Origin of the sequence: Clostridium acidisoli DSM 12555, assembly GCF_900176305.1 — a bacterium.
GTDB classification, from domain to species: Bacteria; Bacillota; Clostridia; order Clostridiales; family Clostridiaceae; genus Clostridium_I; species Clostridium_I acidisoli.
Genome location: NZ_FWXH01000002.1, coordinates 531,381 through 545,960, shown reverse-complemented (window position 1 = coordinate 545,960; position 14,580 = coordinate 531,381). Strand labels below are relative to the sequence as shown.

17 protein-coding genes are annotated in these 14,580 nt (G+C 30.8%); 16 read left to right on the top strand and 1 reads right to left on the bottom strand.

The window, feature by feature from the left end:
• Positions 1-16 precede the first annotated feature (16 nt).
• Positions 17-211, top strand: a complete 195-nt coding sequence (locus tag B8978_RS02735) for a hypothetical protein (RefSeq protein ID WP_084113751.1) — start codon at positions 17-19, stop codon at positions 209-211.
• Between the two features lie 18 nt (positions 212-229).
• Positions 230-667 carry an NUDIX hydrolase gene (locus B8978_RS02730; protein WP_084113750.1) on the top strand — a complete coding sequence of 146 codons (438 nt, stop codon included), beginning with the start codon at positions 230-232 and terminating at the stop codon, positions 665-667.
• Between the two features lie 99 nt (positions 668-766).
• Here B8978_RS02730 and B8978_RS02725 read toward each other — a convergent pair whose 3' ends face one another.
• Positions 767-1,120 (bottom strand): DUF6064 family protein, encoded by a 354-nt coding sequence (locus B8978_RS02725; RefSeq protein WP_084113749.1) that lies wholly within the window; start codon positions 1,118-1,120, stop codon positions 767-769.
• Positions 1,121-1,447: 327 nt separating this feature from the next.
• Here B8978_RS02725 and B8978_RS02720 point away from each other — a divergent pair, with 327 nt between their 5' ends.
• The 14 genes from B8978_RS02720 to B8978_RS02655 all read left to right on the top strand — a co-directional run bounded on the left by B8978_RS02720 (position 1,448) and on the right by B8978_RS02655 (position 14,548).
• A complete protein-coding gene (locus B8978_RS02720) occupies positions 1,448-2,107 on the top strand; it encodes a class I SAM-dependent methyltransferase (protein ID WP_084113748.1) in 660 nt (219 codons plus the stop codon).
• A 12-nt stretch (positions 2,108-2,119) separates the two neighbouring features.
• Complete coding sequence (locus B8978_RS02715) at positions 2,120-2,773, top strand: HD domain-containing protein (RefSeq protein ID WP_084113747.1); 654 nt, start codon at positions 2,120-2,122, stop codon at positions 2,771-2,773.
• A 99-nt stretch (positions 2,774-2,872) separates the two neighbouring features.
• Entirely contained in the window at positions 2,873-3,358 is a 486-nt protein-coding gene (locus tag B8978_RS02710) for a hypothetical protein (RefSeq protein ID WP_084113746.1), read from the top strand.
• A gap of 43 nt (positions 3,359-3,401) precedes the next feature.
• Positions 3,402-4,007 (top strand): hypothetical protein, encoded by a 606-nt coding sequence (locus B8978_RS02705; protein WP_084113745.1) that lies wholly within the window; start codon positions 3,402-3,404, stop codon positions 4,005-4,007.
• A 97-nt stretch (positions 4,008-4,104) separates the two neighbouring features.
• Positions 4,105-4,863, top strand: coding sequence for a class I SAM-dependent methyltransferase (locus B8978_RS02700; RefSeq protein WP_084113744.1), 759 nt, complete (start codon positions 4,105-4,107; stop codon positions 4,861-4,863).
• 367 nt (positions 4,864-5,230) lie between these two features.
• Positions 5,231-6,034, top strand: coding sequence for a hypothetical protein (locus tag B8978_RS02695; protein ID WP_084113743.1), 804 nt, complete (start codon positions 5,231-5,233; stop codon positions 6,032-6,034).
• A 13-nt stretch (positions 6,035-6,047) separates the two neighbouring features.
• A complete protein-coding gene (locus tag B8978_RS02690; protein ID WP_084113742.1) occupies positions 6,048-7,175 on the top strand; it encodes an ATP-binding protein in 1,128 nt (375 codons plus the stop codon).
• A gap of 6 nt (positions 7,176-7,181) precedes the next feature.
• A complete protein-coding gene (locus B8978_RS02685) occupies positions 7,182-8,561 on the top strand; it encodes a vWA domain-containing protein (RefSeq protein WP_084113741.1) in 1,380 nt (459 codons plus the stop codon).
• 251 nt (positions 8,562-8,812) lie between these two features.
• Positions 8,813-9,448: a Type 1 glutamine amidotransferase-like domain-containing protein gene (locus B8978_RS02680; protein ID WP_084113740.1), complete on the top strand. Its 636-nt coding sequence runs from the start codon at positions 8,813-8,815 to the stop codon at positions 9,446-9,448.
• 100 nt (positions 9,449-9,548) lie between these two features.
• On the top strand, positions 9,549-10,076 hold the full coding sequence (locus B8978_RS02675; protein WP_084113739.1) for a GNAT family N-acetyltransferase: 528 nt from the start codon (positions 9,549-9,551) through the stop codon (positions 10,074-10,076).
• Positions 10,077-10,184: 108 nt separating this feature from the next.
• Positions 10,185-10,622, top strand: coding sequence for a MarR family winged helix-turn-helix transcriptional regulator (locus tag B8978_RS02670; RefSeq protein ID WP_084113738.1), 438 nt, complete (start codon positions 10,185-10,187; stop codon positions 10,620-10,622).
• 46 nt (positions 10,623-10,668) lie between these two features.
• Positions 10,669-11,289, top strand: coding sequence for an HAD-IA family hydrolase (locus B8978_RS02665; RefSeq protein ID WP_084113737.1), 621 nt, complete (start codon positions 10,669-10,671; stop codon positions 11,287-11,289).
• A gap of 175 nt (positions 11,290-11,464) precedes the next feature.
• On the top strand, positions 11,465-12,895 hold the full coding sequence (locus B8978_RS02660) for an anion permease (RefSeq protein ID WP_084113736.1): 1,431 nt from the start codon (positions 11,465-11,467) through the stop codon (positions 12,893-12,895).
• A gap of 21 nt (positions 12,896-12,916) precedes the next feature.
• Positions 12,917-14,548, top strand: a complete 1,632-nt coding sequence (locus tag B8978_RS02655; RefSeq protein WP_084113735.1) for an NAD-dependent malic enzyme — start codon at positions 12,917-12,919, stop codon at positions 14,546-14,548.
• Positions 14,549-14,580: the final 32 nt, after the last annotated feature.

Sequence of the window (14,580 nt, the reverse complement as noted above, 5' to 3'; positions counted from 1 at the left end):
TTTTAAGGAGAAAAATATGAAGTTAATCATATGTTCAATATTTTGTGGATTTTTAGGTTTGACAGTGGCAGGAAAAATTTTAAGCATAGGTGGTCAAGCTGGTAGTTTTGGAATTGTTTTGTTTGGAGTAATTGGTTTTTTTAGTCCTAGCATTTATGTCCTTAACAAAATATATGAGAATTTCAAAAATGAAAATAATGTTAAGAATTAAAAAAGTGAGGCACAGTATATGGTTAAAGTGAATTTTTATGAATTAAATAGTATACAGGATAATAAATTAAAATTTGCTGTAATGATGACAAAATTTAACGGACAGTGGATTTATGTAAGACATAAGGATAGGAATACTTGGGAAATTCCTGGAGGACATAGAGAAGAAAGTGAAAATATCAATGATACTGCTTCAAGAGAACTATTTGAGGAAACAGGGGCAACGAAGTTTCAATTAACGCCAATATGTATCTATTCTGTAGAAAGAGAGGAAAATGTTAACTATACTGAATCTTTTGGACAATTATTTTATTCAGAAGTAGATACGTTAGATACTGTACTTCATTTCGAGATAAGTGAAATTAAGTTATTTGATGATATACCAGATAATTTAACTTATCCTCTGATTCAACCGTTTTTGCATAAAAAAGTATTAGAGTTTTTAAATAAAATGTAGTTTTATTATGGAATTTGAAAGGCGAGTTTGGAAAGAAATTAATGGACTTGCAAAGGTTTTTCAATATTTAATTAGTTTGTTTTACTGTTTTAATGCCTTTCATCCTTTTAATGGATATAGTAGTGTAATTACCAATAGAATAGATGTGACTATATTAGGATTTTTCAAAATATCTACTTTATTGATTTTAGCTTCATAAATAAAAAGTATGCCGCTAACTATATATAAAGGTGCTGCAAAAAAGAAGTGTACAGGTTCAGTGCCGTAATATAGAAAGAATACAGCACCAATAAAAATACAGCTTATACCTAAAGTGATTTTTGGAAAAAAATAAAAATGCTTTACATAAGCAACCAGTATACTAATAGCGATAAGTGCTAAAAGAATTACTTGAATAAAGATAGTATGTATATTATATTTTGCGATTACATTCCAAAAAGCTGATGTACTCATATTTAACCCTCCTAAGATAGATGTTACAATTGTGACATGTCATACTGTATAGTATAATTACGGTAATATGCACTGTCAATAACATTGAGACATGTGCTACAAAACTACATTTTTGTGACAGGTGGGAAATTTGAACTATTTAAAAAGAAAGAGGCTTTTGGAACTTATTAATTAAATGGATAGAAGATGGTTGTACAAAGACTTCGGAAGATATGTCTGCTATAGTAAATGAAGTATTTAATTTGAAACAATAAATACTACTGGTAGTTATTGAACTTATGGTTGCGCTGAAAGTTATTTTAATAGGATATTGAAGGAGGGTAATGCATGATTGAATCAAAAGCTTGGGACTGGAGTAAGAACCAAAGTACCCAATGGCTAGTTCCTGCAATAGAAGCATGTTATTTATCTGAATCATGGAAATCGAAAGGATTTAAGAGATTTCTTGACTTAGGATGTGGACTTGGGAGACACTCAATTTATTTTGCACAGAAAGGATATGAAGTGAATTCTGTGGACTTGTCCGATTATGGTATAAATCATTTAAAAAATTGGGCAGAGAAAGAAAATTTAAATATTAAAGCAGACGTATGTGACATGCTTAACTTACCTTTTGCTAATGATACATTTGATTGTATAATAGCATACAATGTTATCTATCACACAGATACTAAAGGTTTTATTAAATCGCTTGAAGAAATAAAGAGAGTATTGAAAAATAAAGGAGAACTGTTTATTACTTTACTCTCAAAAAACAGTTTGACATATCAAAGTGCAGATCAGTATAAACATGTTGATAATAATACTATTTTGAGAGATGAGGATGACACAGAAAGAAATGTTCCTCATTTTTATGTTGATATAGAAGATATAAAAAAATATTTCCGTGAATTTGATTTTGTTGGTATACCTGTGGAACAAACGGAGTATAACATGGACAATACAGAACAGATGTCTAAGCATTTCAAATTCATTGTTAAAAAATGAGGTGAGAGTAATATGTTTCCAAATAGAGAAAACGCTGAAAAAGAATTAGAAATAGCGGGACAATTAAACCAAGGACCATGGACGGAACACTCTATCAATGTAGGATTAGCGGCTCAAATTATTGCAGAAAAATGTACTAATATTAACCCTGACAAAGCATACGTATTAGGACTTCTTCATGATATAGGTAGAAGATATGGTATAAGTGCAAGAAGACATGGTATTGACGGATATAAATTCATGAAGGAAAAGGGATGGGATGAGGTTAGCAGAATTTGTTTGACACATTCATTTCCAGTTCCTGACTTTAACAAAGAAATAGGAAAAAATGATATGAGTGACGAAGAAAGTCAATTTGTTAGAAAGTATCTTAGTGACATAACTTATGATGACTATGATAAGTTGATAATTGTTTGTGATTCACTTGCAGATGATCAAGGTTTTTGTATGTTGGAAAAGCGGTTTGTTAATACAACAAGACGTTATGGAATATTTCCATTTACTGTGGAACGTTGGAATGCGACGTTTAAAATGAAAGAGTATTTTGAAAAACGAATGAATCGTTCTATATATGACATTCTTCCAAATGTAAAGGAGACTACATTTATAGATGCACCACTATGGAAACCACACACTTTCAAGAGTAAAAAAGAAAATGCCAAATGATGAGTATCCAGTTTTATCCTAAATAGTAGATGACGTTAATGAAGAATATGCTGCGTTTATATTTATAAAAACTGAATATAAACTAAAGGAGGAGTTGGAATGTTGTTTATAATAGAAAGCATTATTTTATGTAGTCTATTTACATTGATAGTGGTTCCAAGTACGTTAAAAGATCCATTAAAACAGATAGATAATTATCCACCGGCAATTAGGCAAAGGGTGAAAAGTTTACCTGATTATAACGGTAAAATTCCTACAAATAAAAAAGTATTAAGCACAAAAATAATTGGGATAATACTGTTTGTTGTTATGTTTTCTATTTTAGTATATCTTTCAGGAGCAAGAAAATTTGTATCTGCGTTTACATATACATTTGGATTGTGTATGATTATAAATTTATTTGATGTATTGATTTTAGATATAGCATTTTTTTGTCATTATAAAAGATATAGGATTCCAGGAACAGAGGATATGGTGAAAGAATATGAGAGCCCATGGTTTCATATTATAGGTGGCGTAAAAGGCATATTTATTAGTATAGTAATATCAATAATGTCAGCTGGATTGATAGTTGCAGTAGTATAAAAATATTATGTGTTAGATAAAAAAGTTTATTTTGGAGGTAAAAATGGAATTATTACCGTTTAATCGGCCAACTAAATATTACGATGAAAGAGTTAAGCAGATTGATGAAAAAATTTGTGAGTTAATAAAACAACGCAAGGAGATTTCAAACAATAACCCTGGTTATCCACCTTTTGAGTATGTTTCTCAATGGGCAGAGAAATTTGATTTATATGAAGAACAACTAAAATTCGTATTTAAATCATTGTGGAATGAAAAAGCATATAGACCTTTTGTTAATCCAAATGGATTTAGAATGAACTTACCTGTATTAAAGATAGTTGAAAAAGATAACAGCCTTTTTTCTGTGATTTTTATTCGTCAATACTCAAACTCAAGTGTTATAAACTTCAATATAGATTTGAATGAAACAAGAGATACATCAAATTTTCAATTAATACGTAATAATTTTAAATTATCCATAGGAGAAGAATACGATTGTAGAATGACTAGTGGAAGTGGAGGAAAAGATCATTATTCTTATAACTTTGTTGTATCGCCACCACTACCTGATAATTTTTCTGGAATCGATTTAAGATTTAAGGAATATAAAATTATTATTGGAGAGGGAGAAAAGTCAACAGGTAACGAGGTAGTAATACATTTATAATAAAAGTATTATTAATATAAGAGCATCACAGGAATTTTCAAAATTAAGCACGATACAGTTAGAAATGTATGGACTTAATTAATTGGAGGTTAAATTAGTGGAGAATATAATAAAATATTATGAGCATCAATGTGAAGATAACAGACTAATGGCGGATAGGGCACATAGTTTGGAATATTTAACAACAATAAGATACCTTGATAGAATTTGCTCTAAGCAAGTAAAAATTTTGGATGCATGTGCAGGAACAGGAGCATATTGCTTTTATCTTGCAAAAAAAGGCAATGCAGTAATAGCTGGAGATATAGTTACAAACAATATTAATATTATTAAAGAGAAGCAAAAAATAAATCCTATTTTAAAGGACATATATACTGGTGACATTTGCAATCTTTCAAAGTTTGAAAATGAAAGTTTTGATGTAGTATTGTGTTTAGGAGCTTTTTATCATTTACATGATGAAAATGAAAGAAGAAAGGCAATGTTAGAGTGTAAACGAGTAACCAAAAACGGTGGTAATATTGTTGTTGCCTATTTAAATAGATTTGCAAGTTTCGTTAATAACTTTAGTAACGAACCAGATAATATACATGAAATACTTAATCAGTTTTACACAGGAAACAAAAATGTTTTTTATCGCTCAACCCCTGAAGAAATTGAGAATTTGATGGTTGAATGTAAGATAGTAAAAAAACATAATATAGCAACAGATGGACTGTCTTTTATGTACTCAAAACAGCTTGAAAGTATTTCAGAGATTGAATTCGAGGAATACCTTAATTATCATTATAGTACTTGTGAAAATGAAAATATATTAGGATACAGTTTGCATGGATTGTTTATTGGAGAGAAATAGACAAGTTTTGATTTTACTGGCACTATTCATATTTAGCATCTCAACTGGAAAATCAAACGATTATATTTAAAGATTTGAAGTTAAAGAGTTGTATTACTTTTTATAATTTGTAACAAGAGGTGTTTCTATGCAAGTAATATTTTAAATAAACCTCTAAAAGCATTCGAGGAGTTGGCTAAATGAAACACCTAAATAAGGAGCAAATAATATATAAACCTCTTGGAGAAATCTGAGAGGCTTTTTAATATAGAAAAATAACAACAAGATAATGGTTATTAAATCATAGTTAATATTAATTTGTTCTATGTTATTTTATTATACGGTGGTATAATAATTCTATAATAAACTACAGAAAGAAACTGATATTATGGAAAAATTAAAACTTATTGAAATAATAAAAAATAATCCAAGCGCCATAGGGTATATAGATAATCCAACAGATGAAATGAAACTGCTAGCAGTAAAAGAAAATGGACTTGTATTAAAGAATATAAATAATCCAACTATAGAGATGCAAGAAGTAGCTGTAGCTAATAATGGGAGAGCAATTGAATTTGTTGAAAAACCAACAGAAAATATGATGATAAAAGCAGTAAACTCTGGGTGGACTAATTTGGAGTTTATTAAAAAACCTACAGATAAATTAATAAAATTAGCTATAAACCAGGCTGGATGGGCTATTAAATATATTAATAATCCAAGTGAAGAAATACAGCTATCAGCTATAAGAAAAAATTATGAAGCAATAAAGTTTATTAGGGAGCCTTTTGAGAGTGTACAAGAGGAGGCTGTAAAAATAAGTTATGATGCATTAAGGTATATAAATTCACCTTCACATAATGCAGAAATTACAGCTGTAAAGAATAATGAGAAGGCTATTACGTTTATAAATAATTTAGATAAGAATAAAATATTGGAATTTTTGAGGCTAAATTTTTTAGTAATCAAATATGTTATTAAAAATATAACTAAAGACGAATTAGAACAGTTGTTAAAGGAACAATTATCAAAGGAAGACATTGATGAAAAATATGTTAGGGATTTTTTGAATTATAAAAGCATTGATAAGAGTAATAACGTTATGCCAGATAACAAGCTAATGTTTATTTATGAATATGGAAGCAAATATGCTAAAAAAATAGCTGTAGATGAAAAACTGAAGATGATATAGGAGATGATACATTATGAATTTTACAGATACATTGAAAAGTACCGAATTAGTACTAGCTACTGGAGAAGTTCCGCTAATAGTTGGTGAAAGTGGAATAGGAAAAACGGCTTTGGCAAGAAAAGTAGCTAAAGAGGATAACCTTAGCTTAATTGTAATTGATGGTAATCTCCTTAAAGAGGGTGAAATAGGAGGGCTTCCAACTATAGAATCCTATGAAGTAATCAATGATATGAATGAAAAGGAAGTAAGAAAAACTACAGTGTATGCAGTTCACAATAAGCTTAGAGAAATTGATGAAGAGATAAAAAATGGTAAAAAAGTTCTATTGTTTATAGATGAGATAAACCGCTGCGAACATACAGTTCAACAAGAACTTATGAACTTAATATTAAATAGAGAGATTAATGGATATAAGTTGCATGATAATGTAAAAATATTGGCAGCTATGAATCCTTCAAGTAAAAATGGTTATGATTTTGATTATCAGGTTGTGGATATGGATGCAGCGCAGGAAAATAGATTTGTATGGTTATACATGGAGTCAGATTACATTCAGTGGTTAGATTGGGCAGGGGATGCAGCAATTGATCAAAAGGTCATAGAGTTTATATCAACATTTCCAGAGTATCTACACAAAATAAATGAAGATGATATAAGAGCAACCCCAAGAAGTTATGAGAGAATCTCTAGCGCTTATAAAATTTATAAGGAAAGCAAAGATTCAATACCTAGAGCTGTTTTCTTAAATGTTATAAAAGGAAATGTAGGAAAATTAATTGCTGAAGAGTTTGTAAGTTTTGTCGAATCAAATTATAGGCCGTTAATATCCTATGAGGATGTTTTTTCAGGAGATTCTATTAACAAGGCTATTGTGGAAAGAGTAAAAAGTGAAACGCATACAAGACTTTACCTATCAGCAAAGAATATTTTGAAAAACATGGAGTTAAATATAAAAAATAATAATTATGATTCAGAGTACCATACTAATAGACTTATTGAACTCTTAGAAATATATCCTGCAGATTTAAGGATAGGTATAATGAAAGATATTAAAAATAGTTATACAGGAATATATAAGTATGCTATAGAAAATGAAGCTTTTGTAGGAATGTTCTTCGAATCCTACAATTTAATAAGGTGATAATTTATGGAAAGTAAATTTGATAATGAAGTAAAAAATCTTTGTGAAGAGGCAAATAAAATTGTTGATACTTTTTTTAAGACAAATTATAAGAATGATAATGTTCCAGAAGAATTTAAAAGCAGATTTTTTATTCTTATAGATAAAGTTAATTTAAGTCTTATGGAAGATGAGGATAATTTCTACGGATACTTTTTGTTTCAGATGGAAAGAGAAATAAGGTTTAATATAAGTAGTCCAACTGCTGTGAACTTTAAGGGAGCAAAATATGTTATATATTTTAATCCTATAATTTTTCTAAATCTTAATATAAAACAGATGGAAAGTACTATAAAACATGAAATATTACACATATTGTCCATGCATCTAATAAGAGCTAAGAAATTTAAGGAAAATTACAATTCCTTTGCTGTTAATATGGCAATGGATATAGTGGTAAATACATTTTTGGATAATTTACCTCCCTATGCAACTACTTTAGATTGGGTAAATGTAAAATATAATTTAAAACTTTTTCCTTTTAAAACCTTTGAATACTATGTAGAGGAGATTCAAACTGCAATAGACATAGATGAAGAGTATAGAGAAGAAGATAATGATAAAGATGATAAAGTGGAAACAGAGTATAATCCTCAAAATACTCATGATATTTGGGAAGAATCCAGTGATATAGATGAAAAAACACTTAAAGAATTTACTGAGAAGTTTATTAATAATGCTAAAAAGGGAACAATACCTGAATATTTAGATAGTATGGTAGCTTCACTTAAAAGCAGCAATGGTGAATTGCCTTGGAATTTATATCTTAAAAAGTTAATGGGAACTATTGAAAGTAATAAAAAGAAAACTATAACAAGAAGAAGCAGAAGGCAGCCTGACAGATTGGATTTAAGAGGTGAGCTTAGAGACCACATGGCAGAAATTGCTGTGGCCATTGATATAAGTGGAAGCATTAGCGATGAGGAATTTAATCAGGCAATTAAAGAAGTAATTGGTATAGTAAAAAATTATAAGCATGAAATTACTATTATAGAATGTGACAATGAAATAAGACGGATTTATAAAATCAAATTCTTAAAAGATATAAGAGAGCGAATAGCCCCAAGAGGTGGTACTAAATTTAATCCTGTTTTTGAATATGTGAATAAGCATAAATTTAATTTGTTAATTTACTTTACTGATGGCAAGGGTGAAGAGGAGCTTTTAGTAACGCCTAATGGATATAAAACGCTATGGGTTATTTCAGGAAGAGGAGATAAACTTTCTTTAAAAGAACCTTATGGAATTATAAAAAAACTTAGAAGTGTTGAGATAAAAGATGATGGTGCTGATGAACTTATAAAAAGTGGATTTTCAATGATGAATCAGGAACCAGAACGGATTTAAACAATATATGAGGTAATAATATGAAGAATTGGATACAGTGAAGTAGGTTCTATACCTAATTTATATAGAGCAGGAGTAACTGAACATTTAATGATGAAGTTAAGAGAATAAATATAGAGGTATCATGTTTATATATAGGTTTAACGGAGAATCTTACATATATATCATTTTAAAGTAAATTATGACTATCATAGCAGTTATAATAGTGATATATTTTAAAAAATATATTCCAAAATTGAGGAGGATATATTATGGTTAAAATACTGACAAGTGGATTTTCTAATGGATTTACCGACGATTTTAGTAGGTTATTAAAGACATATATAAAAACATGCATGAACTTTGTTTTTGTGGCTTCTGAATTTGAAAATATACATGAGAGAACGGATTGGTATTGTAATCACTTTTTAAAGATGTTTTCCGATTGCGGGATAACTTTTGGTAGCGTAGATGTTATAGATAGCAGAATGTCAAGAGAAACAGCACAAGATACCGTTAGAAATGCTGATGTTTTATGGCTCTCAGGTGGAGATACACCTACCCAGTTTGCCTATTTGGAATCTTATGGACTGATACCATACATCAAAGAACAAAAAGGTGTGATTATCGGAATGAGTGCAGGTTCGATAAATATGACAAAAACGGCTGTATGTACATTAACCTACGAACATGATAAATTGGAAATATATGAAGCACTCGGACTAGTTGAATTTTCGGTTGAGCCACATTTAGATAAAGATAATATAACTGACGAGTTACTTGTTCTTTCCGAAAAATATCCGTTATATGGTATATGTGATGACGGTGCCATCCTATGTACGGAGAACAACACTTCGTACATAGGCGATGTATTCTTGATAGCTAATAGGCATGTAACTCGAGTTTGATAAATTCTAAATTTGAATAGTAGTTTGAAATAAATAACATTTATACTATCCATGGTTATACATCGGTGTTAAATTTCCAATTTGAAAGAGAGTGGCATATATGAGATTAGAAACTTGCAGAACAATTCTTCGCCGTTTTGAAAAGAAAGACTTAGAGGATTTAAATGACTATTGTAGTCAAGATGGTATTGGAGAAATGGCTGGATGGAAGCATCATGGTAATCTATTATCTTCAAAAGAAGTATTGTATAAAAATATTCAAAACGAAAACATTTTTGCAATAGAAAATAAAGAAAATAGAAAAGTGATTGGTCACATAGCAGTAAATAGCGATTCTGAGAATGGAAGAGAAGATACAAAAGAGTTGGGTTTTGTGTTGAATCGTAACTACCACAATCAAGGAATTATGACAGAAGTAATTTATAAGATTTTGGACTATCTATTTTCTAATGATATAAAATATGTGTATGCATGCTGTTTTCAAAATAACAGACCATCTAAACGGTTAATCGAAAAATGTGGTTTTACTTTTGAACAAGAAGGTTCATTTCATTCAGAATCACTTAATAAAACTTTTAAGTCATTTGAGTATGTTTATAGTAAAAGTGATTGGCAGTTACGGCTTTAAAAGGAACGGCGCTAGAAGACAAAGTAAATTAAGTTTATAGTGAGTTCTTGACAATGAGAGAAGTAGCGGCTTATTATATGTATGTGCATATGATAGGAGGAATTTTATATGAATGTTAAGAGCAGTAGAAAGCACTTAAAAGACTGTGCTTGCAGAAATTTGAGGATGACATCAAGAGTGATAACCCAATATTTTGACAAAGCACTTCAGCCAGTAGAACTTCGAGCAACACAATTTGCTTTGTTAGCGGACATTTCATCTAGAGATAGCAGTACGGTAGGAGAGCTAGCTAATGTTTTACTAATGGATCAAACAACTGTAACTCGTAATATCGAAATTTTAAGGAAAAGCGGACTTATAGATGTAAACATAGCCGATGATGATTCGAGAAAAAGGTGCGTTAAAATAACAGAACTTGGAACTACTAAACTTATTGAAGCCATACCTTCATGGGCAAAAGCTCAGCAGCATATTGAAGATGGAATTGGTAAGGAAAGATATAAGGAATTTTTACACATATTATCTGATATACAAAGTATTATATAAATCGATGCTTAAGTTAAAGAAGTGAAGGTAAGGATGTGAATGAGTTTTGATTAGAGATATTATATGGGATTTTGATGGCACTCTGTTCAATACATATCCAGGAACAGTTAATTCATTTAGAAAAACACTTAAGGATAATGGCATAGATGAATCAAACGAAAATATATTGAACTATATGAAGATTTCTGAAAGTTATGCTCTTACATATTTCAAGGAATTATACGGACTGGATGATAATTTCATTGAAAAGTATACTTCTTATAAAAAAGATATGAAGCCAGAAATGATTCAACCATTTCCATTTGCGGCAGATGTATGTAGACGAGTTATTGATTTAGGGGGAAGAAACTATATTATCACCCATAGAGGAGAGTCAACACTAAAAATCCTTCAGCATTATGGAATGATGTGCTATTTTACAGAAATAATCACAAAACAATATGGATTTAAACGCAAACCAGACCCAGAAGCATTTATATATCTAATTGAGAAATATCAGATTAATAAAAGAACAGCATTAGTAATTGGAGATAGAGAATGCGAAGTTTTAGGTGGAAAGGCAGCTGGAATTAGAACATGCCTATATGATACAAATAACGTATCACTTACTGAAGTACCTGATTACAATATAGACTCTCTGAAAAATTTGGTTGATATGCTTAACTGATGAAAAATTAATTATAAAGCAGAGCAAGACTGTGAAGAAAGTTTCATAGTCTTTTTATTTTTTATAAATTTATAAGTTATAAGCAATACTTATGACATGATAACCAAACTATATTTCTTATATTAAGCGTATAGAAGTATAATTGACTTGAAAAAGGAAGGGGGATTTAGTTCATATGGAAACTGCTTATAAAAAAAATTTACTGTCAAATATATATGTAAAACTTATCATAGCACTTGCTATCGGTATTGTAATATGGATTTTGCCTTGTCCTGTAGGAGTTAGACCAGTTGCTTGGCACATGCTGGCAATTTTTATTGCAACAATTGTAGGTTGCATATTAAAGCCACTTCCGATAGGTGCTGTAGCCATAATAAGTTTGACGTTGTCAATTTTAACAAAAACTACTTCCATGAATGTAGCAATGTCAGGTTTTAGTGAAAGCAGTATATGGCTTATAGTTTGTGCATTTTTTATATCAAGAGGTTTTATAAAAACTGGTCTTGGTTCAAGGATAGCTTATCTATTTGTAAAATCATTTGGTAAAAAAACCCTTGGGCTATGCTATTCCATTATATTTTGTGATCTTGTAATAGCTCCGGCAACCCCAAGTAACACGGCAAGAGCTGGTGGAATAATTTATCCTATAATAAAATCACTTTCTGAGGCATTTGGATCAAAACCAGAAGATGGAACAGAAAGAAAAATAGGGGCTTTTCTAATATTTTCTGAATTTCATGGAGATACTATAACTGCTGCGATGTTTCTAACAGCTATGGCTGCAAATCCACTGGCTCAAACTCTTGCAAAAGGACTTAATGTTAATATAACTTGGTTTGGATGGTTCTTAGCAGCACTTGTTCCTGGCATCGTATCGCTAATTTTTATACCACTTATAATATACAAGCTGTATCCGCCAGAAATTAAAGATACTCCTAATGCTCCCAAAATTGCAGAAGAGGCTCTTTCAAAAATGGGACCACTAAAGAAACAGGAAAAATGCATGATTTTGGTTTTTGTTGTTATACTCTTATTATGGGTAACGGGTAGTTTTACACACATTGATCCTACACTTACAGCCTTAATTGGCTTATCACTTTTACTCGTTTTTAATGTACTTGATTGGAATGATGTAAAGAGTGAAAAAGGTGCTTGGGATACGCTTGTATGGTTTTCTGTGTTAGTTATGATGGCAAACCAGCTTAATAAACTTGGTTTAATTAAGTGGTTTAGTGACCTAGTTGGAGAAAGTGTTCATGGATTTAGCTGGCCTATAATATTGCTTATTTTACTTATAGCATATTTTTATATACATTACATATTTGCCAGTTCAACGGCTCATGTAAGTGCAATGTATTCTGCATTTCTTGGTGTTGCTATAGCTGGTGGAGTTCCGCCAATGCTTGCTGCGTTAACTTTAGGTTTCTTTGGAAACTTAATAGCTTCAACTACTCATTACAGTAATGGACCTGCACCTCTTCTTTTTAGTTCAGGGTATGTAAGTCAAAATAAATGGTGGAGTTTAAACTTTATTCTTGGTATAGTATACTTTATTATATGGCTTGGTTTAGGATCCATATGGTGGAAAATTATTGGAATATATTAAAATTTAAAGGAGTGTTATTAAATGATCAACATAAAAGGACAAGATTTATTAAGAAACCCATTTTTAAATAAAGGAACTGCATTTACAGAAAAAGAAAGGGAAGAATACGGGCTTACGGGACTTCTTCCAAATGCAGTAAGAACAATTGAAGAGCAAGAACAAATTGTATATGAAAGAACAAAAGTTTTTGAAGATAACTTAGAAAAACACAATTATCTTATGAATTTATATGATACAAATAGAACTCTTTTTTATTATGTTGTAGGAAAGCATGTTACTGAATTCCTTCCAATTATATATACTCCAACTATAGGAGATGCGGTAATAAACTATTCTAAAAATTATGAAACTCCAAAAGATGCAGTGTTTTTATCTGTTGATCATCCTGAAAACATTAAGAAGTCCATTGAGGCAGGAATAAAAGATCTTGATGAAATTAAACTTATTGTTGTTACAGATGGTGAAGGAGTTCTTGGAATAGGTGATTGGGGAGTTCAAGGTGTTGATATTTCCATAGGAAAACTTGCAGTATATACTGTTTCTGCAGGCATTAACCCTAAGAACTTTCTTCCGGTAGTAATTGATGCTGGAACAAATAACGAAAAACTTTTAAATGATCCACTATACACAGGAAATAAACACAGAAGAGTTACTGGTGAAAAATACGATAATTTTATAGATGAATTTGTAAAAATCTCTACAGAGCTTTTCCCTGAAGTGCTTCTCCACTGGGAAGATTTTGGTCGTGGAAATGCTAGTAGGATACTTGAAAAATATAGATCAAAAATTTGTACTTTTAATGATGATATTCAAGGTACAGGTGTAATGATGGTATCTGCAATGAATGCTATTGCAGAAAGTACAAATATTCCTGTAAAAGACCATAAAGTGTTAGTATTTGGAGGTGGTACTGCTGGAGTTGGAATATCAGACCAAATACTTCTTGAAAAAGTTAGAAGTGGATTATCTGAAGAAGAAGCCATAAATGATTTCTATCTTATAGACAGACAAGGACTTATTACAGAGGATATGGAGGGCTTAACAGATGGACAGAAGAAATATGCAAGAAAAAGTGGAGAATTTGAAAATCCATTAACTGATATTGCTGATATAGTAGCAGCGGTTAAACCTTCTGTTCTTATTGGATGCTCTGGAGTTCATGGCGCATTTTCAGAAGCTGCAGTAAGAAAGATGGCAGAAATAAATGAGAAACCAGCTATTATGCCGATTTCAAATCCAACAAGACTTGCAGAAGCAACTGCAAAGGATCTTATAAAGTGGACTGACGGAAGAGCGCTTGTAGTAACTGGAAGCCCTTCTGACCCTGTTGAATATAACGGCGTTACTTATAAAATAGGTCAGGCAAACAATGCACTTCTTTATCCAGGACTTGGTCTTGGAATAATAGTTGCAAAAGCAAAAACAGTTTCAGATGCAATGCTTTCAGCTGCTGCACATGGAATTGCAACATTACAGGATCTTTCAAAACCTGGCGCATCAATACTTCCTCCTGTTGCAAGAATTAAGGAAGCCTCAAAATTAGTGGCAATAGCAGTTGTTGAAGCAGCTGTTAAAGAAGGCTTAAATAGAAATGAAATAGAAGATGCGAAGGAAGCTGTTGAAAAGGAAATTTGGGAAGCACAATATAAGTAGTCACATTAAAGGACAATTTGAAAAAATTGTCC

Excerpts from the sequence above, each read along its gene's own strand:
- B8978_RS02705 (WP_084113745.1), top strand. The coding sequence starts at position 3,402 with ATGGAATTATTACCGTTTAATCGGCCAACTAAATATTACGATGAAAGA.
- B8978_RS02690 (WP_084113742.1), top strand. The coding sequence starts at position 6,048 with ATGAATTTTACAGATACATTGAAAAGTACCGAATTAGTACTAGCTACT.
- B8978_RS02720 (WP_084113748.1), top strand. The coding sequence starts at position 1,448 with ATGATTGAATCAAAAGCTTGGGACTGGAGTAAGAACCAAAGTACCCAA.
- B8978_RS02695 (WP_084113743.1), top strand. The coding sequence starts at position 5,231 with ATGGAAAAATTAAAACTTATTGAAATAATAAAAAATAATCCAAGCGCC.
- B8978_RS02725 (WP_084113749.1), bottom strand. The coding sequence starts at position 1,120 with ATGAGTACATCAGCTTTTTGGAATGTAATCGCAAAATATAATATACAT.
- B8978_RS02670 (WP_084113738.1), top strand. The coding sequence starts at position 10,185 with ATGAATGTTAAGAGCAGTAGAAAGCACTTAAAAGACTGTGCTTGCAGA.
- B8978_RS02660 (WP_084113736.1), top strand. The coding sequence starts at position 11,465 with ATGGAAACTGCTTATAAAAAAAATTTACTGTCAAATATATATGTAAAA.
- B8978_RS02730 (WP_084113750.1), top strand. The coding sequence starts at position 230 with ATGGTTAAAGTGAATTTTTATGAATTAAATAGTATACAGGATAATAAA.
- B8978_RS02685 (WP_084113741.1), top strand. The coding sequence starts at position 7,182 with ATGGAAAGTAAATTTGATAATGAAGTAAAAAATCTTTGTGAAGAGGCA.
- B8978_RS02675 (WP_084113739.1), top strand. The coding sequence starts at position 9,549 with ATGAGATTAGAAACTTGCAGAACAATTCTTCGCCGTTTTGAAAAGAAA.
- B8978_RS02655 (WP_084113735.1), top strand. The coding sequence starts at position 12,917 with ATGATCAACATAAAAGGACAAGATTTATTAAGAAACCCATTTTTAAAT.
- B8978_RS02710 (WP_084113746.1), top strand. The coding sequence starts at position 2,873 with ATGTTGTTTATAATAGAAAGCATTATTTTATGTAGTCTATTTACATTG.
- B8978_RS02680 (WP_084113740.1), top strand. The coding sequence starts at position 8,813 with ATGGTTAAAATACTGACAAGTGGATTTTCTAATGGATTTACCGACGAT.
- B8978_RS02715 (WP_084113747.1), top strand. The coding sequence starts at position 2,120 with ATGTTTCCAAATAGAGAAAACGCTGAAAAAGAATTAGAAATAGCGGGA.
- B8978_RS02735 (WP_084113751.1), top strand. The coding sequence starts at position 17 with ATGAAGTTAATCATATGTTCAATATTTTGTGGATTTTTAGGTTTGACA.